The organism is Luteolibacter sp. LG18, assembly GCF_036322585.1.
Classification (GTDB): domain Bacteria; phylum Verrucomicrobiota; class Verrucomicrobiia; order Verrucomicrobiales; family Akkermansiaceae; genus Luteolibacter.
In genome coordinates this window covers 1,132,566-1,154,901 of the sequence record NZ_AP024600.1, presented here as the reverse complement: position 1 = coordinate 1,154,901, position 22,336 = coordinate 1,132,566, and the positions used below count along the sequence as shown (strand labels likewise).

General features: G+C 66.1%; 23 protein-coding genes. 8 read left to right on the top strand and 15 right to left on the bottom strand.

The window, feature by feature from the left end; genetic code table 11:
* Positions 1-77 precede the first annotated feature (77 nt).
* The 7 genes from bioA to llg_RS04860 all read right to left on the bottom strand — a co-directional run bounded on the left by bioA (position 78) and on the right by llg_RS04860 (position 8,492).
* Entirely contained in the window at positions 78-1,364 is a 1,287-nt protein-coding gene (gene bioA / locus llg_RS04890; protein WP_338288430.1) for an adenosylmethionine--8-amino-7-oxononanoate transaminase, read from the bottom strand.
* 56 nt (positions 1,365-1,420) lie between these two features.
* Entirely contained in the window at positions 1,421-2,425 is a 1,005-nt protein-coding gene (locus llg_RS04885) for an MBL fold metallo-hydrolase (protein ID WP_338288429.1), read from the bottom strand.
* 261 nt (positions 2,426-2,686) lie between these two features.
* Positions 2,687-3,928 (bottom strand): acetylxylan esterase, encoded by a 1,242-nt coding sequence (locus llg_RS04880; RefSeq protein WP_338288428.1) that lies wholly within the window; start codon positions 3,926-3,928, stop codon positions 2,687-2,689.
* Between the two features lie 501 nt (positions 3,929-4,429).
* Positions 4,430-5,650 (bottom strand): folylpolyglutamate synthase/dihydrofolate synthase family protein, encoded by a 1,221-nt coding sequence (locus llg_RS04875; RefSeq protein WP_338288427.1) that lies wholly within the window; start codon positions 5,648-5,650, stop codon positions 4,430-4,432.
* Positions 5,651-5,780: 130 nt separating this feature from the next.
* Positions 5,781-6,611 (bottom strand): acetyl-CoA carboxylase, carboxyltransferase subunit beta, encoded by an 831-nt coding sequence (accD, locus tag llg_RS04870; protein ID WP_338288426.1) that lies wholly within the window; start codon positions 6,609-6,611, stop codon positions 5,781-5,783.
* Positions 6,612-6,685: 74 nt separating this feature from the next.
* Complete coding sequence (locus llg_RS04865; protein WP_338288425.1) at positions 6,686-7,453, bottom strand: ComF family protein; 768 nt, start codon at positions 7,451-7,453, stop codon at positions 6,686-6,688.
* The gene (locus llg_RS04860) at positions 7,431-8,492 is read right to left on the bottom strand and encodes a CPBP family intramembrane glutamic endopeptidase (RefSeq protein WP_338288424.1); all 1,062 of its coding nucleotides are present in this window, start codon (positions 8,490-8,492) and stop codon (positions 7,431-7,433) included. Before llg_RS04860 ends, llg_RS04865 begins: the two co-directional genes overlap by 23 nt.
* Positions 8,493-8,572: 80 nt before the next feature.
* Here llg_RS04860 and llg_RS04855 point away from each other — a divergent pair, with 80 nt between their 5' ends.
* Complete coding sequence (locus llg_RS04855; RefSeq protein WP_338288422.1) at positions 8,573-8,833, top strand: hypothetical protein; 261 nt, start codon at positions 8,573-8,575, stop codon at positions 8,831-8,833.
* A 144-nt stretch (positions 8,834-8,977) separates the two neighbouring features.
* On the opposite strand, the gene leuD is transcribed toward llg_RS04855, so the two are convergent.
* From leuD to llg_RS04820, 7 genes are all read right to left on the bottom strand, one after another.
* Positions 8,978-9,580, bottom strand: coding sequence for a 3-isopropylmalate dehydratase small subunit (gene leuD, locus llg_RS04850; RefSeq protein WP_338288421.1), 603 nt, complete (start codon positions 9,578-9,580; stop codon positions 8,978-8,980).
* Between the two features lie 16 nt (positions 9,581-9,596).
* Positions 9,597-10,526 (bottom strand): TraB/GumN family protein, encoded by a 930-nt coding sequence (locus llg_RS04845; RefSeq protein ID WP_338288420.1) that lies wholly within the window; start codon positions 10,524-10,526, stop codon positions 9,597-9,599.
* Positions 10,527-10,570: 44 nt separating this feature from the next.
* On the bottom strand, positions 10,571-11,095 hold the full coding sequence (locus tag llg_RS04840) for a DUF2059 domain-containing protein (RefSeq protein ID WP_338288418.1): 525 nt from the start codon (positions 11,093-11,095) through the stop codon (positions 10,571-10,573).
* A gap of 19 nt (positions 11,096-11,114) precedes the next feature.
* Positions 11,115-12,542 (bottom strand): 3-isopropylmalate dehydratase large subunit, encoded by a 1,428-nt coding sequence (gene leuC, locus llg_RS04835; protein WP_338288416.1) that lies wholly within the window; start codon positions 12,540-12,542, stop codon positions 11,115-11,117.
* A 163-nt stretch (positions 12,543-12,705) separates the two neighbouring features.
* Positions 12,706-12,927 carry a hypothetical protein gene (locus llg_RS04830; RefSeq protein ID WP_338288414.1) on the bottom strand — a complete coding sequence of 74 codons (222 nt, stop codon included), beginning with the start codon at positions 12,925-12,927 and terminating at the stop codon, positions 12,706-12,708.
* Positions 12,928-13,116: 189 nt separating this feature from the next.
* Positions 13,117-13,275, bottom strand: a complete 159-nt coding sequence (locus llg_RS04825; RefSeq protein WP_338288413.1) for a hypothetical protein — start codon at positions 13,273-13,275, stop codon at positions 13,117-13,119.
* Positions 13,276-13,667: 392 nt separating this feature from the next.
* Positions 13,668-14,927 carry a glycosyltransferase gene (locus tag llg_RS04820; RefSeq protein ID WP_338288411.1) on the bottom strand — a complete coding sequence of 420 codons (1,260 nt, stop codon included), beginning with the start codon at positions 14,925-14,927 and terminating at the stop codon, positions 13,668-13,670.
* 157 nt (positions 14,928-15,084) lie between these two features.
* On the opposite strand from llg_RS04820, the gene llg_RS04815 reads away from it, so the two are divergent.
* From llg_RS04815 to llg_RS04790, 6 genes are all read left to right on the top strand, one after another.
* Positions 15,085-16,086 carry an aspartate-semialdehyde dehydrogenase gene (locus tag llg_RS04815; RefSeq protein ID WP_338288409.1) on the top strand — a complete coding sequence of 334 codons (1,002 nt, stop codon included), beginning with the start codon at positions 15,085-15,087 and terminating at the stop codon, positions 16,084-16,086.
* Positions 16,087-16,391: 305 nt separating this feature from the next.
* A complete protein-coding gene (locus llg_RS04810; protein ID WP_338288406.1) occupies positions 16,392-17,273 on the top strand; it encodes a polyprenyl synthetase family protein in 882 nt (293 codons plus the stop codon).
* Between the two features lie 12 nt (positions 17,274-17,285).
* Entirely contained in the window at positions 17,286-18,101 is an 816-nt protein-coding gene (locus tag llg_RS04805) for a hypothetical protein (RefSeq protein WP_338288404.1), read from the top strand.
* 137 nt (positions 18,102-18,238) lie between these two features.
* The gene (locus tag llg_RS04800) at positions 18,239-19,105 is read left to right on the top strand and encodes a hypothetical protein (RefSeq protein ID WP_338288403.1); all 867 of its coding nucleotides are present in this window, start codon (positions 18,239-18,241) and stop codon (positions 19,103-19,105) included.
* A gap of 222 nt (positions 19,106-19,327) precedes the next feature.
* Positions 19,328-19,783 (top strand): hypothetical protein, encoded by a 456-nt coding sequence (locus llg_RS04795; RefSeq protein WP_338288401.1) that lies wholly within the window; start codon positions 19,328-19,330, stop codon positions 19,781-19,783.
* Positions 19,784-20,093: 310 nt separating this feature from the next.
* Complete coding sequence (locus tag llg_RS04790; protein ID WP_338288398.1) at positions 20,094-20,969, top strand: hypothetical protein; 876 nt, start codon at positions 20,094-20,096, stop codon at positions 20,967-20,969.
* Positions 20,970-21,119: 150 nt separating this feature from the next.
* Here the strand turns inward: llg_RS04790 and llg_RS04785 are convergent, their stop codons facing one another.
* Positions 21,120-21,878 (bottom strand): metallophosphoesterase, encoded by a 759-nt coding sequence (locus tag llg_RS04785; protein WP_338288397.1) that lies wholly within the window; start codon positions 21,876-21,878, stop codon positions 21,120-21,122.
* Positions 21,879-21,961: 83 nt separating this feature from the next.
* Here llg_RS04785 and llg_RS04780 point away from each other — a divergent pair, with 83 nt between their 5' ends.
* The gene (locus llg_RS04780; RefSeq protein WP_338288396.1) at positions 21,962-22,336 is read left to right on the top strand and encodes a hypothetical protein; all 375 of its coding nucleotides are present in this window, start codon (positions 21,962-21,964) and stop codon (positions 22,334-22,336) included.

Below are 22,336 nucleotides of genomic sequence, written 5' to 3'. Positions count from 1 at the left end.
CTTCGCGCATGCCAACCCAGGGCGTTGCCCTGGGCTATCGCATGACGCCCCTTTGGGGCTGCCGGAAGACGGAGCTTTCAGCCACACTGGGCGATCGCCTTTTCCAGGGCGTCCACCGCGAAGGCGAGTTCGTCTTCCGTTGTCGCGAGCGGCGGCATCAGGACGATCGTATCGAGGATCGGGCGGGTGAGCAGGCCGTGTGACCAGGCGGCGCGGCAGACGGCTTCGCCGGTGCGGGCGTCGGCCGGGAAGCGGCTGCCATCGGGCTGGCGCAGCTCGATGCCGGCGATGAAGCCGCGCTGGCGGATCTCGTGGACGAGCGGGCTGCGTTCCTTGAGCCCGGCCAGCAGTTCCGCCATCCGGGCGATCTTCGGCTGGAGGGTTTCCAGCACGCGGTCCTCCTCGAACACATCGAGGCTGGCCAGGGCGACCGCGCAGCCGAGCGGGTTGGCGGTGTAACTGTGGCCGTAGTAGAAGGCCTTGTCCGCGCCGCCGAGGAAGGCGTCGTAAACCGCGCCGGAGGTGAGGGTGGCGGCCATCGGCAGGTAGCCGCCGGTGAGTCCCTTCGCCACGCACAGGAAATCCGGGACCACGTCCTCGTGCTGGCAGGCGAACATCCGGCCGGTGCGGCCGAAGCCGGTCATCACCTCATCGAGGATCAGGTGGACGCCACGGGCATCGCACCAGCGGCGGAGCGCGGCGAGCATGCCCGCGGGCCACGGCCGCATCTCGTTCACGCCTTGGATCAGGGGTTCCACGATCACGGCGGCGATATGATTGCTCCATTCCGTGGGAGTGGCTTCGAGCTCGGCCATCGACGACACACGGCGGACATCGAGGCCGAAGCGCTGCATCAGGCCGGTGAAGCGGCCGACCCCGCCGAGCGAGGCGGCTCCGAGGGTGTCGCCGTGGTAGCCGTTTTCGAAAGCGATGAAACCGGTGCGCGTGTCCTCGCCGCGGTTCAGCCGGTATTGCAGGGCCATCCGCACCGCGCATTCGATGGCGGTCGAGCCATCGTCGGAGAAGAACACGCGCTCCAGCGTGCCGCTGGGAAAGAGGGCGGTGAGGCGTGCCGCCAGCTCCGAGGCGCGGGGGTTGGCGAAGCCGAGGTAGGAGGTGTGGGCCACGTCCTCGAGCTGGGCGCGGATCGCGGCATCGAGCCGCGGGTGGCGGTGGCCGTGGATGTTGGTCCAGATCGAGGAATTGCCATCGAAGTAGCGGTGGCCCTCGGAATCCCACAGCCACACGCCCTCGCCGCGGACCAGCACCAGCGGCTCCTCCCGGCACCACTCGGCCTGGCGGGTGAAGGGGTGCCAGCAATGGGCCCGGTCACCCTCGATCCACCGGCGGCTGTCCTCTCGCATGCGGGGAGTTTGGGACAGCGGACGGCCCGCGGGAAACCGGAAAAGCGGGGGGGGCTTCACCCCATCCACGTCCATTTCTCGGCCCACCAGCGATAGTTTGGGCCGTCCGGGACGATGCGGCCGAGGCCGGGCCACGGGAGGTGGAAGCCGAAGCAGCGGGTGCGCTTGGCGGCGGCCTCGCTCCAGAATTTCTTGCGGGTGACGACGGCCTGCACCGGGTCGTGGTCGAAGGCGATGGTCCAGTCCGGGTTGGCGAACATCAGCAGCGCGTGGTGCGAGAGGTCCATCAGGTGGAGCAGCTCGTCGTTGCCGGAGCGGATGCGGAAGCAGGCGTGGCCGTCGGTGTGGCCGGGCGCGGCTTCGACGACGACCTTGCCGCCCCACAGCTCGGTGCCGGCCTTCACCGGCTGCATCACCGGCTGGAGGATGTCGAAGTTCGCGCGGACCTCGCGGATCATGTTCGGGATCGGCTTCTGATCGCGCTTGGTCTTCGTGAAGTCCGGGTTCGGCGAGCGCCAGAACGCCAGCTCCTCCGGGAGGAGGTAGAAGGCGGCGTTGGGAAAGGTCGGCTTGCCACCGGACACGAAGCCATTGAGGTGGTCGGCGTGGGCGTGGCTGAGGAAGGCGGCGGTGACCTGCTCGGGCTTGATCCCGGCCATCGCCAGACCGGACTCGAACCAGCCGATCTGCGGGTTGCTGCCCTTGCCGAAACCGGCATCGAACACGGCGACCTCGTTGCCGGAGCGGATGACGAGCAGGTTCACGTAGAGCGGCAGGTTGTCGAGCGCTTCGCCGTGGGCCTCCATCTGCTCCTTCATTTTCGGGCGGTCCTCCTGCGGCCACATCAGGCCGAGGCCCTCGCGCAAAGGCAGGTTGCCATCACTGATCGAGAAGGCCTCCAGCTCGCCGATCTTGAAGCGATAGACGAAGGGATTCCGGAACAAAACCGGCTTGGCATCCTCCGGGGCGGCCCCGGCCACTCCCGCCACTCCCGGCAGCGCCAATCCGGCCAGTGCCGTGCCAATGAACCCGCGCCGTGAAACTTCCGCTCCCTGTGTCATGACAGTCACTTACGCGTGCAACGGCCGGAAGTCATCACCTTCCGAAGCACATTTACCCCATCAAAAGGCACCTCCCCACGCGATCGCGTAGTATCGTTAGGGCCGAAATTGGGTATGGTGAGGTCGTCAGCGCGCTTCGTCTCTAACAAACGCCCGGACACGCTTCTCCCCAAAGAAGAGATTCTCCCCCCAAAAGCTGGTCGGCGGATGTCGAGGGTCCCCCCTTTCGACATCCGCCGATCCCTTTTTAGGGGAATGCGTTCACTTCAACCGCTGGTCGAGGAACTCGAGGTAGTGGTCCCAATCGAAGTCGAGGACGTCGTGCTTCCCGGTGCGGACGTGGTAGGCGAGGGACTTGCCGAGCACCGCTTGATCGACGGCGGGCCAGGTTTCGGCGGGCAGCGGCTCGCCGCCCAGCAGCTTGTAGACGGGGCCGGCGGCCTTCACCGAGGCATACTCGCCCTCGGCATCGGCGCTCTTGTCGTCGATCGCGCTGCCGACGTAGAGCGGCCGGGGCGCGATCAGGGACAGGACGAGGTGCTGGTCGAAGGGGAGCTCGGTGTCCTTGCCGGCGTATGGTTTGAACGAGCGGGCGAACCAGTGCGGGAAGACGCGGTTGAGGCGCTCGATGTCCTCGCCCACGCCGCGGTGGAAAAGCTTCGCGCCGCCGGCTCCGGATTCATTGCTGATGACCGCGGCGAAACGTTCGTCGCGGGCCCCGGCCCACAGCGCGGCCTTGCCGAGGCGGGACCAGCCGAAGAGGGCGACCTTTTTCGCATCGATCGCCGGTTCCTTTTCGAGCGCATCGAGGGCAAGGCTCAGCGACCACGCCCAGGCTCCCATGCAGCCGAAGTTCTCATCGCCCTTCTGGAATTCCGGATAGAGCGCCTGCAGGCCGGTGGAGAAATAGGGCTCGTGGTCCGGAGCCACGTCCTCGCGGTACATGGTGGCGAGGGCGAAGCCGTGGGACAGGATCCGCTCGACCGGCCATTGTTTGGCATTGAGACCGCGGGAGGCCTCGGTGGCGCGGTGGTTCTGGACCTTGGGTGGGTTGCCCTCGGTCTGGCGGTTTTCCTCGATCCAGCTTTCGGTGATGCGGATGCCGGGATCGGGATGGATCGCTTGGTTGCCCCAGAAATTCAGGCCGAGCACGGCGGGCACCGGGCCCTTCACCTGGTTTGGCAGGTAGACGAGGAGGTCGAGGCGCGGGCCGCTCTTGCCGCCCGGATAGAGGGCCATCTGGAGGCGCGTGGCCTTGTCGCCGAGGGCGTGGGGATCGCGGTCGAAGACCTCCACCAGCAAGTCCTTCGGGCGTTCCGGAGCGCGGCCGTACATGTTCTTCGCGAAGAACTCCAATAGCTCCGGGCGGCGCTTCTCCCGCCACTGGGCGGCGGTTTCAATCCGGGTGCCGTCCTGGGCCACCAGGGGATCGGGGACGGTGGTTTGCGCCGTGGCCAGGCCGGTCATCGCCGCGAGGGCGGTCGTCAGGATCATCCGCTTCATCACCTATCAGACCGCCGCGGCGGGGCGGGTTTCACAAGGCAAATCGAAGGCCATGGCACGCAACGTGGTAAGCACAACGAAGACTTATCGACGCGATCACGGTATATCAATCTGGCCGATTTTGTGCCAGTCTAACCCTGTCAGCAAGACCTCCCCCCGGGCCCCTTTCCGACAACTCTCCCCCCAAAACAAACAGCCGGCGGATTTCGAAGGACCACCTCGATCTCCGCCGACTTCCGTTTGGGAAGGAGTGGAGCCTTTAGGCGAGGAGGGTCTTCAAAGGGGGGCGGGCGGAGGCCTGAAAGTTTGCGGGTTCGCAATGTTCAGTTTTCAGGAAGCGAGGACATCCTGTTTCGGCTGCTTTTGGAAGAATGGGTCCGCATCCGGCTCTTCCTCTTCTCTGGGTTCTGGGTTCTGGGTTCTGGGTTCTCGGCTTGGCCGTCCCGCTCACCAGCCTCCGCCCCCCCTTTGAAGACCTTCCTCGGCTGAAGCCTCAACTCCTTACTGGGTGCAGGCTTGGAACTCGCCGCCTTCGAGCAGGGCTTTTGCTTCGCCGACGAGGAACAGGGAACCGGCGATGAGGACGGGGGCGGTGCCTGAGATCGAGGCGGCGAAGGCTTCGTCGAAGGTGGGGAACTCGGTGGCGGTGACGCCTTCCGGCAGGGCGGTGGCGAGTTCGGCGGTGGGCACGGCGCGCGGGGTGTCGACCGGGCAGAGGTGGATGCGCTCCGCGAGCGGGGCGAGCAGGGCGAGGATGCCGGGGATGTCCTTCGAGGACACGGCGCTGAACAGCAGGGTGGCTTTCTTGTCGCCAAAGACCTGCCGCCACGTTTCCGCGAGCACCTGGGCGGCGTGCGGATTGTGCGCGCCATCGAGGATGATCTCCGGGCGGTCGGTGGCGGGGAAACGTTCGAAGCGGCCGGGCCACTTCACGCGGGACAGGCCGTATTGGACGACATCGAACGACAGCGGCACCCCGGCGGCATCGAGCGCGGCGAGGGCGACGGCGGCGTTCCAATTCTGGTGCGGACCGGCGAGGGCGATCGAGTAGCCGAGCAGCGGCTCGCGCACCAAGGTGAACGGGCAACGGTGCTCGTTGGCTTCCTTTTGCAGCACGCGCAGCGCGGCGGGGTCCTGCGGGGCGGAAATGGCGGGCGCTCCCTCCACGAAGATGCCGGCCTTTTCGGCGGCGATCTGTTCGATCGTGTCGCCGAGCCACTGGGTGTGATCGAGGCCGATGGGGGTGACCACGCAGACGTCGGCGGGCACGGCGGTGGTGGCATCGAGGCGGCCGCCCATGCCGGTTTCCAGCACGATCAGCTCGCACTCGCGCTCGCGGAACCAGCGCATCGCCAGCGCCAGGGTGATCTCGAAGAAGGTTGGGTGGGTTTCCAGCCCCTCGCAGAGCGCGCGCAGCTCGGTGAGCATGGCGGCGCAGGAGTCTTCCGGGATCTGGACGCCGGAGACCTGGATGCGCTCGCGGTAATCGACGAGGTGGGGCGAGGTGAACAGGCCGGTGCGGAGCCCGGCGGCGCGGGCCACGCTGTCGATCATCGCGCAGGTGCTGCCCTTGCCATTGGTGCCGGCCACGTGGACGACCTTCACGCCGTGGTCGGGGAAGGCGAGATACTCCTTGAGCAGGTTCCGCGGTCCCTCCAGCCCCAGCTTGATGCCGAACATCTGGGTGGAGAAGAGCCAGTCGATGGCGTCGGGGTAGGTCATGGGAACTAACTGGGAGTGGCTCCTTTCGAGGAGCCATTCATTCGCAGGAGATCCTTTGAAGGGTGGATGTTCGTCCTTCGTAGCGCGTCCCTCGCTGCATGGCTGCTCGAAAGCAGCCACTCCTCGGGGCTCACTCCGGCATCATGTAACCGAGCAGCTCGACGAGCTTGTCGCGCAGTTCCTTGCGCGGGACGATGGCGTCGATCAGGCCGTGATCGAGCATGAACTCGGCGGTCTGGAAGCCGGGCGGCAGGTTCTGGTGGGTGGTTTCCTTCACCACGCGCGGACCGGCGAAGCCGATCATGCACTTCGGCTCGGCGAGGTTGATGTCGCCGATGGTCGCGAAGGAGGCGGTGACGCCGCCGGTGGTCGGGTGGGTGAGGACGGAGATGTAGGGCAATTTCGCCTCGGAGAGGCGGGCGAGCGCGCCGCAGGTCTTCGCCATCTGCATCAGCGAGAGCATGCCTTCCTGCATGCGGGCGCCGGAGGAGGCGGAGACGATGATGACACCGCGCTTTTCGGCGACGGCGGTCTCGATGGCGCGGGTGATCTTTTCACCCACCACCGAGCCCATGGACCCGGCGAAGAACTTGAAGTCCATCACCGCGATCATCGCGGGCTTGCCGCCGACGGTGAGGCGGCCGGTGACGACGGCGTCGTTGAGGCCGGTCTTCTGGCGCAGGGAGCCGATCTTGCCCTCGTAGCCGTTGAACCCGAGCGGATTGGCGGAAACGAGGTCCTTCTCGGTTTCCTCGAAGCTGCCCGGATCGGCGATCAGGGCGATGCGCTCGGAGGAATCCATCAGGAAGTGGTTTCCGCACTGCGGGCAGGTGTGGAGGTTCTGCTGGAGCTCGAGCGTGTGGATCATCGCGCCGCAGTCCGGGCACTTGGTCCAAAGGCCCTCGGGCATGTCATCGCGTTTCTCGCGGCTGCGGAGGCTCGGTTTCTTGAAGATGCCCATGGGTATGAAAGGGGTCGGAACGGAACAGGTTCTGAAACGGCGGCGGGGAAGCCGCTCGCGCCGTGGCGGCGAGCCTAGCCGCGCATCACGGTGACGACAATCACCTTTTGAACCCCGCCCCGCAGGAGGGTGCGGGCGCATTCGTGGACGGTGGAGCCGGTGGTGAACACGTCGTCCACCAGCACGGCGCCGGGCGGTTTCCCGGCGGCGAAACGCTCCCCGGCGCGGCTCAGGGCGAAGGCCCCCTTGAGGTTCGCCAGCCGCTGGGCGCGGGTCAGGCGGGTCTGGGTGTCGGTTTTCCGGATCCGGCGCAGGGCGGGGAGGATCGGCAGGCCGGTGGTGGTGGAGAGGCCGCGGGCGATCTCGTGGGCCTGGTTGAACCAACGGGTGCGCTGGCGCGAGCGGTGGAGGGGGACCGGCACGAGCGGCCAGCGGTCGGCCAGGGCCTCGGCGAGGCGCGGGTCCTGGAAGGCTTCCGCGGCGAGGCGGCCGAGATCGGCGGCGAGGTGCAGGCCGCGGTGGTATTTCAGGTCGTGGACGAGCTGGCGGGTGCGCGGGTCGAAGGCCAGGGCGGGGCGGGCGAAGGCAAAGGCGTGCTTCAGGCCGCGGCAGTTCGGGCATTCGAAGGCGGTGTCGATCACGCCATCGAAGTGCTCGCCGCACATCGCGCAATACGGCTCGGTGAGGCGGGGCAGGCTGGTCCCGCAGGGGCCGCAGAGGTGGCGGCCGTGGGTGAGCGGGGCGCGGCAGAGGCCGCAGGCGGGCGGGTAGAGCAGGTCGAGCGCGCGGGAGAAGAGGCTTCGCCAGCCGCGCGGCGGGTCATGCGGCGTCGCGTCCGGCATGGCGGCGGGTGAGGAAATGGACCACCACGCCGGTGAGCGCCACGATCGCCAGTGGCAGCAGGCCCTCGCGGAGGGTGCCGCCGATCAGGAACCGCGAGACGCCGCCGAGCCCCGGGATGGGCTGGGTGATGGCCTTGAACACGAACACGCCGAAGACCCAACCGGCGTGCAGGCCGATGGGCAGCCACAGCGAGGCGGTGCGGACGCGGGCGTGGGCGACCACCGCGCCGAGCGTGAAGAGGGTGCAGAAGCTGGAAAGCAGCGGCAGCGGGTCGGCGTACTGGGCGAAGATCCGGCCGAGCAGCCAGAAGCCCGCGGTGTAGGACTCCGGATCGGGCACCGCGCCGAGCGTCTTCGGATCGAGGAAATGGAGGAAGGCGAAGAGGAACGAGAGGCTGGCGATGGCGGCCCACGGGCGCATGGCGCGCAGGAAGATGCCGAGCAGCACGCCGCGGAACACGATTTCCTCAATCGCGCCGATCATCAGCGAGGAAAACAGCGCCCCGGGGATCACCGATCCGAGTTTCAGCGGCTTGGGCGGGAACAGGTTGGCCACGCCCTTGGAGGAAAAGGCGCGGTCTTCCATCACGAAGGCACCGGCTTGCACCAGCCACCAGGCGAGCAGGGCGAGGCCGCCGAGGGCCAGCCCGAAGCCGAGCGCGAGGTGGGCCCAGCCGCGGGGATTCCGTTTCAGCGGCTGGCCTTCGTTGGCGGCCACGGCGGATTCCGGGAGCCGGAACGACCACGGGGTATCGCGGTAGCGGACCGGGCCGCGGCCGATCTTCAGCCAGCGCACCAGCGGGAAGAACAGCACCAGCGCGGAGAGCATCACCGAGCGGTTGAAGAAGCGGGGGAACTCCGAGCGGCCGCAGGCATCGGCCAGCCATTTCACGAAGCCATTGGTGGTCTTGCCATCGGTCACCTCGTGGAGCGCCTTGCCGGCGTTGAAGAGCATCGGGGACACCACCGCGGCCAGCAGCAGCACCGCCGCCACGTAGCACAGGATCTTCACGACGTCGTTGGTCAGGGCTCTCCGCACGGCGGGATGCTGACACCGGGCCGGAGCCAGTCAACGTCATCCCTCTGGACTCCGGGGCCGCCGCCCCCTACCTTCCCGGCATGGAAAGTCACGAATGGCGCGAGCGCACCGAGGAAGGTGTCCGGTATTACCGAGCCAACCGCCACGCCAACAAGTGGACGTTCATCACCACCCTGAAGACCGACCCGGATTGGGAAACCGTCGATCCGGTGCCGGAGGCGCTGTGGCGCGAACTGAGGGACGTGCTGTGGCGGAAGTACCAGCGGAAGCGCTGCCCGTGGAAGTTCATCGAGGACATCGACAAGATGCTCGGCGATGAGCCGAAGCCGGAGGGAAGATAGATTCCAGAGTCCAGAAGCCAGAGTCCAGAGAAGAGTCTTTGGCGGGGTGGCGCGCTCCGAGGGAGGTGATCCGCTCGCCGTTGGCATGAAAAAACCGGTGGCCGCGGGTGCGACCACCAGTTTGGAAAATCAAGCGGCCTGGCTTCAGACGTACGGCAGCTCCGCGGCCTTGGCGGCGATCTTGGTGTCGTTGTCGAGCAGCTCCTGGATCGGGTCCCAGCGGCCGGAGACGAGGGCCTCGCGGGCGGAGTCCGGCATGACGATCGGGAAATCGTGGCCGGCGCTGCTGCGGACGCGGAGGTTTTCCAGGTCGATGGTGACCTGCACGGCCGGGTCGGCGTTGACGGCGGCGCTGAGTGCGGCGATGTCCGCGGCGGTGGCGACCACGCAGGGCATGGCGAGGCCGGTCGAGTTGCCGAAGAAGATCTCGGCGAAGGACTCGGCGATCACGGCCTTGAAGCCATACTTGCTGAGGGACTGCGGGGCGTGCTCGCGGGAAGAGCCGCAGCCGAAGTTCACGCCGGCGAGCAGGATGGTGGCGGCGCGGAAGCGCTCGTCGTTGAGCGGGTGGTCGGTCTTCTCGCCGGTGTTCGGGTCGAAGCGGACGTCGTAGAACGCGAATTCACCGAGGCCGTCGAAGGTGACGCACTTCATGAAGCGCGCCGGGATGATGCGGTCGGTGTCGATATCGGCGCCGGGGATGAAGACGGCGCGGCCGGTGACGGTGGTGACTTTCTCGAGTGCCATGGTGAGATCGGGATGATTATTCGGTGGTGCGGGTGACGCGGTAGCCCTTCGCGGCGAGGAGATCGACGATGCTCTCCTTGCCGATGAAGTGGCCGGTACCCGCGGCGAAGAAATGGGACTGGCCGGGTTTCGCGGCGAGGATGCCGGCGATGGTTTCGGCCATGGTGAGGTTGCGGTCGCGGAGCAGGCGCTTGAGCAGGCGCTCGCCCAGCTCCTTGTGCTCGCCTTCCTGCATGTCGGAGAGCTGCTTGTCGACCTCGGCCTCCAGCTTGGCGGCGTCGCCCTCGATGTAGGCGGCGACGAGGGCGTCGATCGGGTCGACGCCTTTCTTCCGGCCTTCCTGGAGCTGGCGGAGGGTCTCGGTGAGCAGGATCACCTGCTCGTCCTCGCTGAGCTCATCGAAGATCGCGAGCTGGTCGGCGGGCTTCTCGATGGCAGCGGTCTGTTTGCCTGCGGCGACGGCGCGGTCCCAGACCAGGGCGTCGAGCGCCTTGCCACCGGTGAGCTGGAAACGCAGCACCGGGATCACGGTGGCGGCGGTCCAGGTTTTCAGGGACTCCAGCGGGGCGATGTCGAGCTGCGGCTGGATCGCGCGCAGTTCGCCCTCGATCTGGCGGGTGAGGTCCTTGCCGATGGCTTCGGAGAGCTTCTTGCCATCCTTCCGCAGCACCGCGGCGGAGGCCGCCACCTGGGAGGCCGCGTCCATCGGGATCTCGGTGTAGACGACCTGGGCGCAGTTGAAGGCGCGGACGGTGGCCGGGTGGAAGGTGGTCACCGTCCGGTTCCCCACGTGCAGGGTGCCGAAGAGGAAGGACGGCTTCTCCAGCCCCTTGCCCTCGATCTGCCACAGCATCGGCTTCGCCGGGCAGGCGGGGTCCTCCGCGCGGGCAAGGCCGGGCAGCGCGATCGTGATCGCGAGCCAGGCGGCGCGGAGGATGGGGTTCATCGGATGGTTTCGGAAACGGACGGAGGCGGCGGAGCCAGCGGGGCTCACCGGCGCTTCCGGTCCAACAGCGATCGTTCTTCTTCCTTGGCGGGTGCTCCCTGCTGGGGGCGGTACTTGGCGATCACCTCGCGGATCTTCGCCTGGAGTTCGGCACTGTTCGCCTTGGTGGATTCCTGGTTCCGGGAGACGATTTCCCGGCTGATTTCCGGCATCACCTGGGTGGCTTTCCGGCCCAGCGGGCTGCCGTAGAAACGGATCAACTCGTCCAGCTCCTCCGGGGTGAACCGCTGTTCGTAGGCGCGGGCCATCGCGGCCAGCATCTCCGGGCTGCCCAGCGACTTCGCGTAGAAGGTGGCGGCGGCGTCGCTGATTTCCTGGATGCCTTCGGCGGGAATCCCCATCGCGCGCAGGCGCTCCAGGGTCGGGTCGAGCGCGGCTTTCGCCGCCGCTATCCCCACGCCCTTCACGTCCAACAGCTCCACCAGTTTCTCGCCGCGGTTCTGCTCCACGGCGTGCAGCGGGGCGCACACCAGCAGAGCGAGAGGCAGGATCAGGGTCGCCAGTTTCATGCGTCCGGGACGGGATGGATCAAGCCACGGCTTCTTCCAGCGCGATGCCGAACACCTCGCGGGCGTCCGCCACCCCGCCGGCGATCGCGGCGGCGGCGACCATGACCGGGGACATGAGGATCGTGCGGCCGGTCGGGGAACCTTGGCGGCCCTTGAAGTTGCGGTTCGAGGAGGACGCGCAGAGCTGGTCGCCCACGAGCTTGTCCGGGTTCATGGCCAGACACATCGAGCAACCGGCGGCGCGCCATTCGAAACCGGCGTCGCGGAACACCTGGTCGATCCCTTCCTTCTCGCAAAGGACGGCGACGATCTGGGAACCCGGCACGGCGATGGCCTTCACGCCTTCCGCCACGCGGTGGCCCTTGATGTAGCGGGCGACCTCGCGGAAGTCGGAGACGCGGCCGTTGGTGCAGGAGCCGATGAAGGCGACGTCGATCTTCACGCCCTTGATCGGGGTGCCGGCCGGCAGCTTCATGTATTCCAGCGCCTCGGTGATGGACTGCTTCTCCAGCGGGTTGGCGGCGTGGGCCGGATCGGGAATCGTTTCGGAAACGGCGATGCCGTGGTCCGGGGAAATGCCCCAGGTGACGGTCGGCTCGATGTCGCCGGCGTTGATGACCAGCACGTCATCGTAGTGGGCGTCCGCGTCGGAGGCGAAGGACTTCCAGCGCTCCACGGCGGCATCCCATTCCGCGCCCTGCGGCGTGTATGGGCGGCCCTTGAGGTATTCGAAGGTGGTCTCGTCCGGATTGACGTAGCCGCAGCGGGCACCGCCTTCGATGGCCATGTTGCAGACGGTCATGCGCTCCTCGAGCGTCATGCGGTCGAAGACGTCGCCGGCGTATTCGTAGGCGAAGCCGATGCCGCCCTTCGCGCCGAGCAGGCGGATGATGTGGAGGGTGACGTCCTTGGCATACACGCCCGGGCGCAGCTCGCCATTCACCTCGATGCGGCGGACCTTCAGCGGCTCCATGGCCAGCGTCTGGGTGGCCAGCACGTCACGCACCTGGGTGGTGCCGATGCCGAAGGCGATCGCGCCGAAGGCGCCGTGGGTGGCGGTGTGGGAGTCGCCGCAGGCGATCGTGGTGCCCGGCTGGGTGATGCCCTGCTCCGGTCCGACGACGTGGACGATGCCCTGCTTGCCGGACTTGAGGTCGAAGTAGGTGACGCCGAAGTCCTCGCAGTTCTTCTGGAGGGTGTCCATCATCTCCGCGGCCAGCGGATCGGTCGGCGCGTCCTGGTGCTCGGTGGGGACGATGTGGTCCACCGTGGCGAAAGTGCGGTGCGGATACTTCACGGTGAGCCCCAGGTCACGGAGCATCCCGAAGGCCTGCGGGGACGTCACCTCGTGGATGAGGTGGGTTCCGATGAACAACTGCGTGCGACCGTCGGCCAACGTGCCCACGGTGTGGGCATCCCAAACTTTCTGATACAGACTCTTGCCCATGGCTGGAAAACGCCCTCTGGCGGGGAGGCGAAGCTGCACGCCGGGCCGGAAAATGTCAAAGCCACATCCCCGGAGGCTCCCATCCGCGGCCGTTTCGATCGCCGGATGCCGGGGCGCGATCGGCGAATCAATCACCGTGGCGCCGAAGCGGAACCAAGGCGGATCAAATCACGCCGCCGTGGGAAAAGCCCAGGATGATCGCGACCACCGCGACCATCACGGCCCCGAGGATGACGATTTTCGCCCAAAGTTTGCCGACCTTGCCGTTGCCATCGTGCCCCACCCATTCGTTCCAGGAGACCTCCTGGCGGGCATTGGAGCGGTGGTAATGGCGCACCTGGGCACGGAAACGCACACCTTCATTGGGAGAATCGGACCGTTTCATTGGGGGAAATAGCCGCTGGGGGAGCTATGACCGCAACATGCACAAAATCGGCCACAGGAAGTCAAATGGAAATCACTGTCATTTTCGTTTGTAAGGCGTTTGTAAAGAAACCGTCGCAATAAAAAAGCCCCCTGCCGGACACGGCGGGGGGCTTCGGAAAATGGGGTCAAGAATGCCTGTGCGGCCTTCTTACTTGGTCGGAATCACTTCCTGCTGGGGCGCGGCCGGCAGCTCCTGGAAGTGCGGCACCGGGCGGAGTTTCGGAGCTTTCGGCTGGCTGGTGCAGCAGCACGAGGCGGAAAGAAGCGCGACAAGGGAAGCGCCCGACACAAGGAGAATACGAATCATGGGTTCTGAATAAAGTGGGAGGGTTTAGGGATGTCCATAGAAAAACCGGGGCAGGTTGGATTCGCAACCCGCCCCGGAAATCTATGGGGAACGGTCAGAGCCCGTTCCCGGCTCGGCGACCTTACTTGGTCGGGGCGACGTAGCCCGGCGACGGAGCCGGCTTGCTGTGGCAGCAGGAGGCGGAGATCATGGAGCCAGCGGCGACAGCGGCAAGGGCGGCGATTTTGAGGAGTTTCATCGGTTTATCGGTTGAGTTGGTTTCATGGGCCTCTGGAGCAGGTGCCCAAAGACAACCTGACTCTAACCGTACACCCTCGTGGCGCAAGGAGAAATCCGTTAGTCCGCCTCAAACAAAGGCCGCCGTTCCACCGTTCCACGGGAACCGGCGGCCCTCATTTCCGCGCAAGGAACTCGTGGTAAAACGCCAGCATCGATCCGCCTTGGCGCGCGGAACTGAACTCCGTGGCGACATGCGCCCGGCAGGCGCGGGACGTCTCCGCCGCCCGCTCCGCGCTCCATCCCAGCAGGTCCTGCATGGCCGCGGCGAGATCCCCGGTGGAAAAGGGCTCCGCCAGCCGTCCGGTCACGCCATCCACGATCATGTCCGGCATGCCGCCGATGCGGAAGGCCGCCACCGGCGTGCCCGCCGCCAGCGATTCGAGCACCACGTTCGGCAGGTTGTCCTCGCGGGAGGGCGCGACGAACACATCCGCGGCGGCGAACAGGGCGGCCAGCCGCCCGGGATCGCGGACATGGCCGAAGTTCCGCAGGGTGATGCCGGGAAGCTCGGCGAGGGTGTCCGCGCCGTGGCCGAAGGACGCCAGCGTCACCGGCCGCGGCCCGCCCGCCAAGTCCCGCATGGCCGCCATCAGCAGGTCGCCGCCCTTGCGCGGGGAGGAGAGGGAATCCGCGCCGAAGAGGACGATGGCCGCGTCCTCCGGCAGTTCCAGCAGCCGCCGCGCGGCGGCGCGTTCCTGTCGCTGCCAGGGTCCCTCCGGCATTTCATAGGGGATGTGCCGCACCCAGCCCTCCGGAAACACGCCGGACTCCCGGGCGGCCTGCTCCATCCAGCGGGAGGGGGCGATCGCCGCCACCTGCTTGCCGCGGTAGATCCGTTGTTTCGCCGCGTGGTTCAGGCGCGCCAGCGGATGCGGATCGGCGTCCACCGTTCTCATCCGCCCCGCCGCGGCCAGCCAGCGGTCGAGGTTCGGCCCCAGGTAGGGGCTGGGGCCCGCGAAGGCCGAGATGTCATGCAGGCTCCACACCACCGGCGTCCGGAAGTCCCGGATCTCCGCCAGCGAGGCCACCCGGCCATTCACCCAATGGAAATGCACCAGATCGTAGCCCGCTCGGTCGATCGCCGGCAGGTAGCCGCGCGGGATCGCCTGGAAATCCACCGCCTCCCGCTCCCGCCCGGACAACCACCACAGCGCCTTCGCCGTGTGCTGCACCAAGTGCCCGCGCAGCGCGCCGCGGGCGCGTTCCGGCTCCAGCACCTCCACGCCTTCCCAGCCCACCAGCGATTCGCGGGCGAGGAAATGGGAGTCCACCCCTATCTCCAGCAGCGTCTTGTGCAGGCGGTACGCCGCCATCCCCGGCCCACCGTAGGCGGCCATGACCAGATGGGCGATTTTCAAAGGGGCGGCGGCCATGCCTTTGATCTAAAAGCCCGCGCCGCCGTGATCCACGAAATTCCCATGGCCTGCCCGCTCCCGCCCTCTCCCGGAGGATTCGATTGCCAGACGCCCGAAAGCCGGTAATGTCCCGCGCCCCGGGCGCGTCGCCCGGAGCCCCATTAGCTCATTGACCATGAATGCGGAACCCCACGTGGCCATCGTCGGCGCCACCGGCGCTGTCGGCGAAGAAATGTTGCTCTGTCTCGAACAGCGGAATTTCCCGGTCGGGAAACTCACCCTGCTCGCCTCCGCCCGTTCCGCTGGCAAACGCATTCCCTTCCGCGGTCAGGACGTCATCGTCCAGGAGCTGACCCACGATTCCTTCGCCGGTGTCGACATCGCGCTGTTCAGCGCCGGTGGTGGCATCTCGCTGGAGTTCGGCCCGTCCGCCGCTGCCGCCGGCGCTGTGGTCATCGACAATTCCTCCGCCTTCCGCATGGACCCGGGCGTCCCCCTCGTCGTGCCGGAAATCAATCCCGAGGCCGCGAAGAACCGCCCGAAGGGCATCATCGCGAACCCGAACTGCACCACCATCATCTCGCTGATGGCGCTCGCGCCGCTGCACGAGCAGTTCGGCCTGAAGTCGATCATCGCCTCCAGCTACCAGGCCGTGTCCGGCTCCGGCGCGCAGGGCATCGTCGAGCTCGAGGAGCAGGTGAAGGCCATCGCCACCGGCGGTGACTTCACCCCGCGCGTCTACCCGCGCCAGATCGCCTTCAACGTGATCCCGCAGGTCGATTCTTTCACCGACAACGGCTACACCAAGGAAGAGCTCAAGATGCTCAACGAAGGCCGCAAGATCCTCGGTCACGACGACCTGAAGGTCTCCTGCACCTGCGTCCGCGTGCCGGTTTACCGCTCGCACTCGGTGTCCATCACCGCCGTTTTCGACAAGCCGGTCACCCCGGACGCGGCCCGCGCCGCCTTCGCTGGCAAGCCCGGCATCCAGGTCGTGGACGACACCGCGAACAAGGTCTTCCCGGTGCCGCTCGACACCACCGGCAAGGACGACTGCCTCGTCGGCCGCATCCGCCAGAACCTCGTCCTCGACAACGCCCTCGACCTCTGGGTCGTCGGCGACCAGGTCCGCAAGGGTGCCGCGCTCAACGCCGTGCAGATCGCTGAAATCCTGTGAAGGAGTTGAGACGCTGTCCGGCGAATCATCTCCACTCACATGTCCGGGCCTTTTCGGACGGAATTAACAGAATTTTCAGAATTAACAGAGAAGGAGAAGTGGCCATGGCATCACATGCCCACCTCTCTTTCTCATTCTGTTAATCCTGCAAAATTCTGTTAATTCTGTCAAAATCAGGCCGGACCAACGGGGAGTTGGCCAGCTTCTGAACTTCTTAAGAGTGGATGGTTGAGAGAAAGACCACCGCTCCACGCGGGTCGCTCTCTCCATTCCGAAATCCGCCTGCCGCACTCCGAAATCCCTTCATGGAACTGAAACCCTACCTCGCCGCCCGCGCCAAGGACGTCGACGCCGCGCTCGACCAATTCCTGCCGAAGAAGACCGCCGCGCCCGCCACGATCCACGCGGCGATGCGCTACACCGTCTTCGCCGGTGGCAAACGCCTGCGCCCGATCCTCACCCTCGCCGCCGCGGAAGCCTGCGGCGGCAAGGCGGAGGACGCCATGGCCCCGGCTTGCGCTGTCGAGGTCCTGCACACCTACTCGCTGGTCCACGACGACCTGCCGTGCATGGACGATGACGACCTGCGCCGCGGCCGCCCGACCTGCCACAAGGTCTATGGCGAAGGCATGGCCGTGCTCACCGGGGATGCCCTGCTCACCGAGGCCTTCTACATCCTCGCCCAGACCCCGGCGTCCGAGCGCTACGACGTGCGCCACTACGTCGCCGAGCTCGCGCTCACCGGCGGCTCCCGCCACCTCATCGGCGGCCAGGTCCTCGACCTGGAAGGCGAAGGCCAGAAGCCGTCCAAGGCGCGCCTGCTCAAGATCCACGAGGCCAAGACCGCGGCCCTGCTGACCGCCTCGCTGCGTCTCGGTGGGATGACCGCGAACGCCACGCCGAAGCAACTGGAAGCCCTCACCACCTTCGGCCACGCCCTCGGCCTGGCCTTCCAGGTGATCGATGACATCCTCGATGTGACCCAGTCCACCGAAGTCCTCGGCAAGACCGCCGGCAAGGACGCGGAGGCGGCCAAGACCACCTACCCGGCGCTCTTCGGCCTGGCGAAGTCCCGCAAGGAAGCCGCCCGCCTCACCAAGGAAGCGCTCGATGCCCTCAAGCCGCTCGGCAAGAAGGGCGACCGCCTCGCCGAGATCGCGCACTACCTGCTCGACCGGGAGTATTGATCCGCTCCACCGATGAACCCACCGTCCCCACCCGCGGTTCCCGCCGCCCGGCGACGGTGGTTCACCGGAATCTGGATGGCCGCTTGGGGTGCTCTCGCCGCCCTGAATGCGTTCGTGTCTCCCACCGGCATCCTGCTGGCGTGCGTGGCGGTTCTTTGCGTCCAGTTCCTCTGGGAATTCCTCCTGCGGAGAACCCACCTCCCCGGGGCCGGTCGGCGGTGCTGGGTGTGGCGGATCTGCCTGGCCCTGTGTTTCGTGATGGTCACCTGCCATCTGCTGGCGTGGCGGTATGGAGCGGTCGTGCCGGGCTTGAAAAGATTCACGAACACCGGCCGACTCGAGCTGGGATGGATGTCCGCCGGACGCCCGGTCGATCTCGCGATCCATTACACCACCCTCTCGACCTTCAAATTCCCCGCGCCCCCCGTTCCGGAGACGTTGTCCTTCCGGCAGTCCGCCAAGGATACCACCCCGGCCTGGGTGGTGAGCGAGGGAGGAAAACTTGTCAGCAAGACCGGCGCCGCCACCTTGCCGTGGACTCCCCAAGGTCTTGCCCGGATGACCGAGGACCTTTACGGGCTCAAGGTTGCGCCCGAGGACGAGCTCTTCGTCGCGTCCTGCTATGACTCGATCGCGAAACAAGAAGGTTTTCCCCTGATCGCAGCTCCCGTGTCCACCCCCGGCGGGCTTCGCGCGAACCTCGCCATTTCGGGGTCATCGACCGCCGCCTTCTCCTACACCCCGCTGGCTTCCGCGCTGCTCGCTTGCGTTGCCGTGTGCCTGTTTGGCGTCGCCATCCATTTCACCGCCAAGGCGACCATGGGGTAGGACGCGGCGAGGGTATTCCACCTCTGGAGGTAGGGTCATCTCGCCGAGATGACAGGGCGAGGCGGTGCGACCCTACCTTTCCGCCTGCCGCCACGCCACCACTTGACCCCACCGCAGTTGCCCTCAAGCATGCGACCATGACCTCCATCCCGATCGCGCCACGCCGCCGCTTCGTCGCGGGCATTTCCGCGGGGTGGCTGGTCGCGATGCTACCGGCTGTGGCCGCGCTGGATGGGCCTGCCCGCTCGGGAAACTTGCTGATTTTGGGATGGGCGCTGGGCGTTGTGGTCCTCCTGATCACGCGCCGTTGGGAAAGGCGTCTTCGGAAGACCTTCCTGCCGGTCCTCGGCCACACTCCGTGGTGTTTCCGGGTCAGCCTCCTGATGGCCGTGGTGACCAGCGCCTTTGTCTTCCAAGCTCCTGTAGTCAAACGCTACGTCCCGGGCGCGGTCCTCACCCACATTTCCGGCACCTTGTTCCTGGAGGTGACGGAGGACGGGAATTCGGAAGTCACACAATGGCAGTGCGGCTACGAACAATTCGTGCGGTCCGGGATCGCATGGTCGGGCAAACCCAAGCCCACGGAAGAAATGGTGGGATTTCGTTTTCATCCCATGGATCGACCGGACGCCTCCGGGTGGAGTCTGGGAGACGGAGAACAGTTCATTCGTGAAAAGGGCGGCATGGAAGTTCCCATTAGTTCCGCCGGGATGTTGATGATCTTCGAGGATCTTGGCGGACCGAAGGTGCCTTCGAGCCTCCGCGAGCCCCTGCTTCAAAGACCCTGGAATGAGCTCAGGATCCGGCGAATTTTCCTCACCTCGTTTCGTTGCGGCCCTTCGCCCCGTCCACCTGATTCCGATGTGATCTACTGGATCGATTCTCAAAACGAACAAAAGACCACCGCCCGCTGGTGGCCGTGGTCGGTCTGCGGCGCGGCCTGGTTGGTGATGGTGGTGGTCGTCCACTTGATCACCCGCCTGACCTTCGGCTCCGCCAAGTAGCGCGAGGCTCCGCCTTGCGTGCTGGGAAACCCGCGGCGTCACATGCAGATCCATCCTGTCGGTGGAGAGCCCTTCATGACAGACCGGGAGCGTCAATTTTCCCGTGAACTCCACCACCTGAACTGTCACCAGTTCAGCTATGGGAAGGGTCCGTGAAATTCCGATGAAGCGACGGATACATCTTTTCCGGAAGCCAGGAGATCGGGACAATGCTTTGTTTCCATGGAGCCGATTTCCAGCCGCATGTACCGGGATGCCGCATTCGACAGCGCATCGTATGCCAGCGTGATTGGATCGATTGCCCCGGCTGAACTGGCATGCTGGTTCGGCTGGCTCGATGCCTGGGGGGCTGTGGCCGGCTTCGGGCTTCTCTGCGTGGTATCGTGGATCGGGCTCATGCTCGCGGCGGCCATGCTTGCGGGACGCCTGCCCTGGTTCTGCAACCGCATCCAGTCATCGCGGTTGCTTGTGCTGGCGATGGCTGGATCCACGGTAGGAACATTCGGCACGCTGGTCTGCGGCGCGGCCGGTCTGCACCTTCTCGGCAAGGACTGGAACCCAACCTCCTCCCGGGACCTCCAGATGCTCGGTGTGATGGCGTTTTCCGGTGCGGTCTATGGTGGCACGATGGGAGGATTCGCGGGCTTGCGGCTTCGCCAGGCTACCGGGAAGTGGTGACGCCTCGGGGCCCCATCCTCATCAAGCACTTCGCTCGCCAGGGCGGCCATCGAACACGGTGATGGTGTTCCGCCTCTGGAGGTAGGTTCATCTCGCCGAGATGACAGGGCGGTGGTGGTCGTTCGGGGGGAGGAGATCGTTCCGAAGACATGAGGAAGGGGCGCGCCCGCGGGAGCGGACGAGGCTGTTTGGGAAAGAAGAACGGGACAGGAATGTCCCTACTCCCAGCCAAGGCGGTGCGACCCTACCTTGCCGCCTGCCGTCACGCCGCCACTTGACGCCCGTCGCCGCCGCCCTCAAGCATGCGGCCATGACTTCCATCCCGATCGCGCAACGCCGCCGCTTCGTCGCGGGCATCGCCGCCGGGTGGCTGGTTTCGATGCTGCCGGTGGTGGCCGCGTTCGATAGTCCCTCCCGTTCGAGAAACCTGCTGATTTTGGGTTGGGCGTTGGGCATCGTGGTGCTCCTGATCACCCGCGGTTGGGAAAGGTGTCTTCGGAAGACCTTCCTGCCAGCCATCGGTCAGACTCCGTGGTGTTTCCGGGTCAGCGTGATGGCAGCTGTGATCGTCCACTTCCTCGTTTGCCTGGAGCCATCCTATCAACGCTACGTCCCGGGTGCGATCCTCAGCTCCAGCTCCGGATACCTGTCGTGCACGACATCGGGGGACGATCCAGCGGCAGGGGAGAGAACATGCGGGTTCGAGGAATCAAGGCGATCCGCGGGGATGGAATGGTCGGGAGGGCCTCGCTCTCTGGAAAGAATGACGTCGCTCCGGTTTCATCCCATCGGGCAACCCGGGGCCTCTGGCTGGAAGGTGCTGCCGGAGGAAAACCGGATCGTTCACGAGAACAACGGCACGACCGTGGCGTTGGACGGAAACGGGTTGCTGTCGGTCCTGGAGGAGCTCAGCGGACAAAAGGCCGACGCATCCGTCAGGGAGGCATGCGTGGACATGGTGCAGCGTCTTGCGGATGGCTGGAGAGGCCGGAAGGTCATGGGCACGGTATTGAGGTCGGCAAACTTCTGCCCTTCGGGTCCTTCGATCAATGTCGACCTCTCCGTCGAGGCGGATCATCGGGCGGACGCCCGCTGGTGGCCGTGGTCGGTTTGCGGCGCGGCCTGGTTGGTGATGGTGGTGGTCGTCCACTTGATCACCCGCCTGACCTTCGGCACCGCCAAGTAGCGCGAGGCTCCGCCTTGCGTGCTGGGAAAATTCGCGCAGGACCATGCAAGCCCAGTCGCCATTGACGCCACCAAAGGCAGATCGGGAGCGCGAAGTTCTCCGCGAGTCCTCGCCGCCTGAACTGTCACCAGCTCAGCTACGAAAATCCCCTCACACCCGGATTACCGTCATCTCCGGCCGGCAGGCGAAGCGGATCGGCAGGCCGGTGGTGCCCAGCCCGCGGCTGACGAAGAGTTTCCCCACCGGGGTCTCGAACAGCCCCTGCACGTAGCGCCCCACGCCATCCGGCAGAAAGATCGCACCGAAGCCCGGCACGCGGCACTGGCCACCGTGCGAATGCCCGGCCAGGATCAACTCGTAGGGTTTCGAGCGCTGCTTGTCCCCCACCGCCGGGTAGTGGCACAGCAGGAGGTGCGGCTTGGCATTGAGCGGCTTCATGACCCGCAGGTCGGCGGTGCCCTGGAGCACGAAGGGGCCGAAGTCCACCGATTCATCGTAGAGCCATTTGCCGCCGGTGGCAGCCGCCGCCTGCCGGAAGGCCGCCATCGCCTTCGTCCCCACCGGATCGTGGTTGCCGATCACCCCGTAGACCGGCACCCCGGCATTGGAAAGGATCTCCAGCGCCGGGGCCAGATGCCGGCGCGGGTTGCGGTCGATCACATCGCCGGTGACGAAGAGGTAGTCCGGCTTCTGCTCGCGGGCCAGCCGCAGCCAGCCCTCCATCTCCGCGCGGTCGCCGCGGTAATGGAGGTCCGTGAGATGGACGATCGTCTTCCCGGCTCCGAGGTGGCTCAGGTCCAGGTGGCTGATCTCGATCCAATCGGGCTCCACCCCCAAGGCATCCGCCGCCGCCAACCCCGCCGCGAAACAGGGAAGCCGGGTCAAAAAGCGCCGTCGTGTCCAAGCCATGTCGCGGGGAGACTACCACCCGTGAGCGCCACGAAGGGTGAATTTCGCGTGAAGACTTCGGGAGGGTCCGTCACATTTCCAGTGTGACCGCGGTGCAGTACATAGCCAACATCGTCAAACGACCCGGCCTCTACTGGGGGAACTCCGACAACAACTTCCAGAGCTTCGTCGCCTATTGGCACGGCATCTCCTCGATGCAATGTGAAGTGCCCGGCTTCCACCGGACGATCCCCGGTGGGCTGATTCCGATCCATTTCACCCCCTTCGTGCGCGAGCAAATCGCGCCCCAATCCTCCCTCGCCGGCAACGGCTGGATGACCTTCATCGAGAGACTCACCCACTCCGACACCGAGGCCCTGGAGCTGCTGCTGAAACTCCGCGAACTCTACGAGTCCTCCCGCTTTCCGGCCTTGGACGAGGAAATGATCCAGGAGCTGGAGGCAAAGGAGCGGGCCTGA

Coding starts and splice junctions, on each gene's coding strand:
- llg_RS04790 (WP_338288398.1), top strand. CDS start 20,094: ATGACTTCCATCCCGATCGCGCAACGCCGCCGCTTCGTCGCGGGCATC.
- leuD (WP_338288421.1), bottom strand. CDS start 9,580: ATGGCACTCGAGAAAGTCACCACCGTCACCGGCCGCGCCGTCTTCATC.
- llg_RS04830 (WP_338288414.1), bottom strand. CDS start 12,927: ATGAAACGGTCCGATTCTCCCAATGAAGGTGTGCGTTTCCGTGCCCAG.
- bioA (WP_338288430.1), bottom strand. CDS start 1,364: ATGCGAGAGGACAGCCGCCGGTGGATCGAGGGTGACCGGGCCCATTGC.
- llg_RS04795 (WP_338288401.1), top strand. CDS start 19,328: ATGGAGCCGATTTCCAGCCGCATGTACCGGGATGCCGCATTCGACAGC.
- llg_RS04820 (WP_338288411.1), bottom strand. CDS start 14,927: ATGGCCGCCGCCCCTTTGAAAATCGCCCATCTGGTCATGGCCGCCTAC.
- llg_RS04845 (WP_338288420.1), bottom strand. CDS start 10,526: ATGAACCCCATCCTCCGCGCCGCCTGGCTCGCGATCACGATCGCGCTG.
- llg_RS04815 (WP_338288409.1), top strand. CDS start 15,085: ATGAATGCGGAACCCCACGTGGCCATCGTCGGCGCCACCGGCGCTGTC.
- llg_RS04840 (WP_338288418.1), bottom strand. CDS start 11,095: ATGAAACTGGCGACCCTGATCCTGCCTCTCGCTCTGCTGGTGTGCGCC.
- llg_RS04805 (WP_338288404.1), top strand. CDS start 17,286: ATGAACCCACCGTCCCCACCCGCGGTTCCCGCCGCCCGGCGACGGTGG.
- llg_RS04825 (WP_338288413.1), bottom strand. CDS start 13,275: ATGATTCGTATTCTCCTTGTGTCGGGCGCTTCCCTTGTCGCGCTTCTT.
- llg_RS04885 (WP_338288429.1), bottom strand. CDS start 2,425: ATGACACAGGGAGCGGAAGTTTCACGGCGCGGGTTCATTGGCACGGCA.
- llg_RS04785 (WP_338288397.1), bottom strand. CDS start 21,878: ATGGCTTGGACACGACGGCGCTTTTTGACCCGGCTTCCCTGTTTCGCG.
- llg_RS04800 (WP_338288403.1), top strand. CDS start 18,239: ATGACCTCCATCCCGATCGCGCCACGCCGCCGCTTCGTCGCGGGCATT.
- leuC (WP_338288416.1), bottom strand. CDS start 12,542: ATGGGCAAGAGTCTGTATCAGAAAGTTTGGGATGCCCACACCGTGGGC.
- llg_RS04865 (WP_338288425.1), bottom strand. CDS start 7,453: ATGCCGGACGCGACGCCGCATGACCCGCCGCGCGGCTGGCGAAGCCTC.
- accD (WP_338288426.1), bottom strand. CDS start 6,611: ATGGGCATCTTCAAGAAACCGAGCCTCCGCAGCCGCGAGAAACGCGAT.
- llg_RS04875 (WP_338288427.1), bottom strand. CDS start 5,650: ATGACCTACCCCGACGCCATCGACTGGCTCTTCTCCACCCAGATGTTC.
- llg_RS04880 (WP_338288428.1), bottom strand. CDS start 3,928: ATGAAGCGGATGATCCTGACGACCGCCCTCGCGGCGATGACCGGCCTG.
- llg_RS04810 (WP_338288406.1), top strand. CDS start 16,392: ATGGAACTGAAACCCTACCTCGCCGCCCGCGCCAAGGACGTCGACGCC.
- llg_RS04855 (WP_338288422.1), top strand. CDS start 8,573: ATGGAAAGTCACGAATGGCGCGAGCGCACCGAGGAAGGTGTCCGGTAT.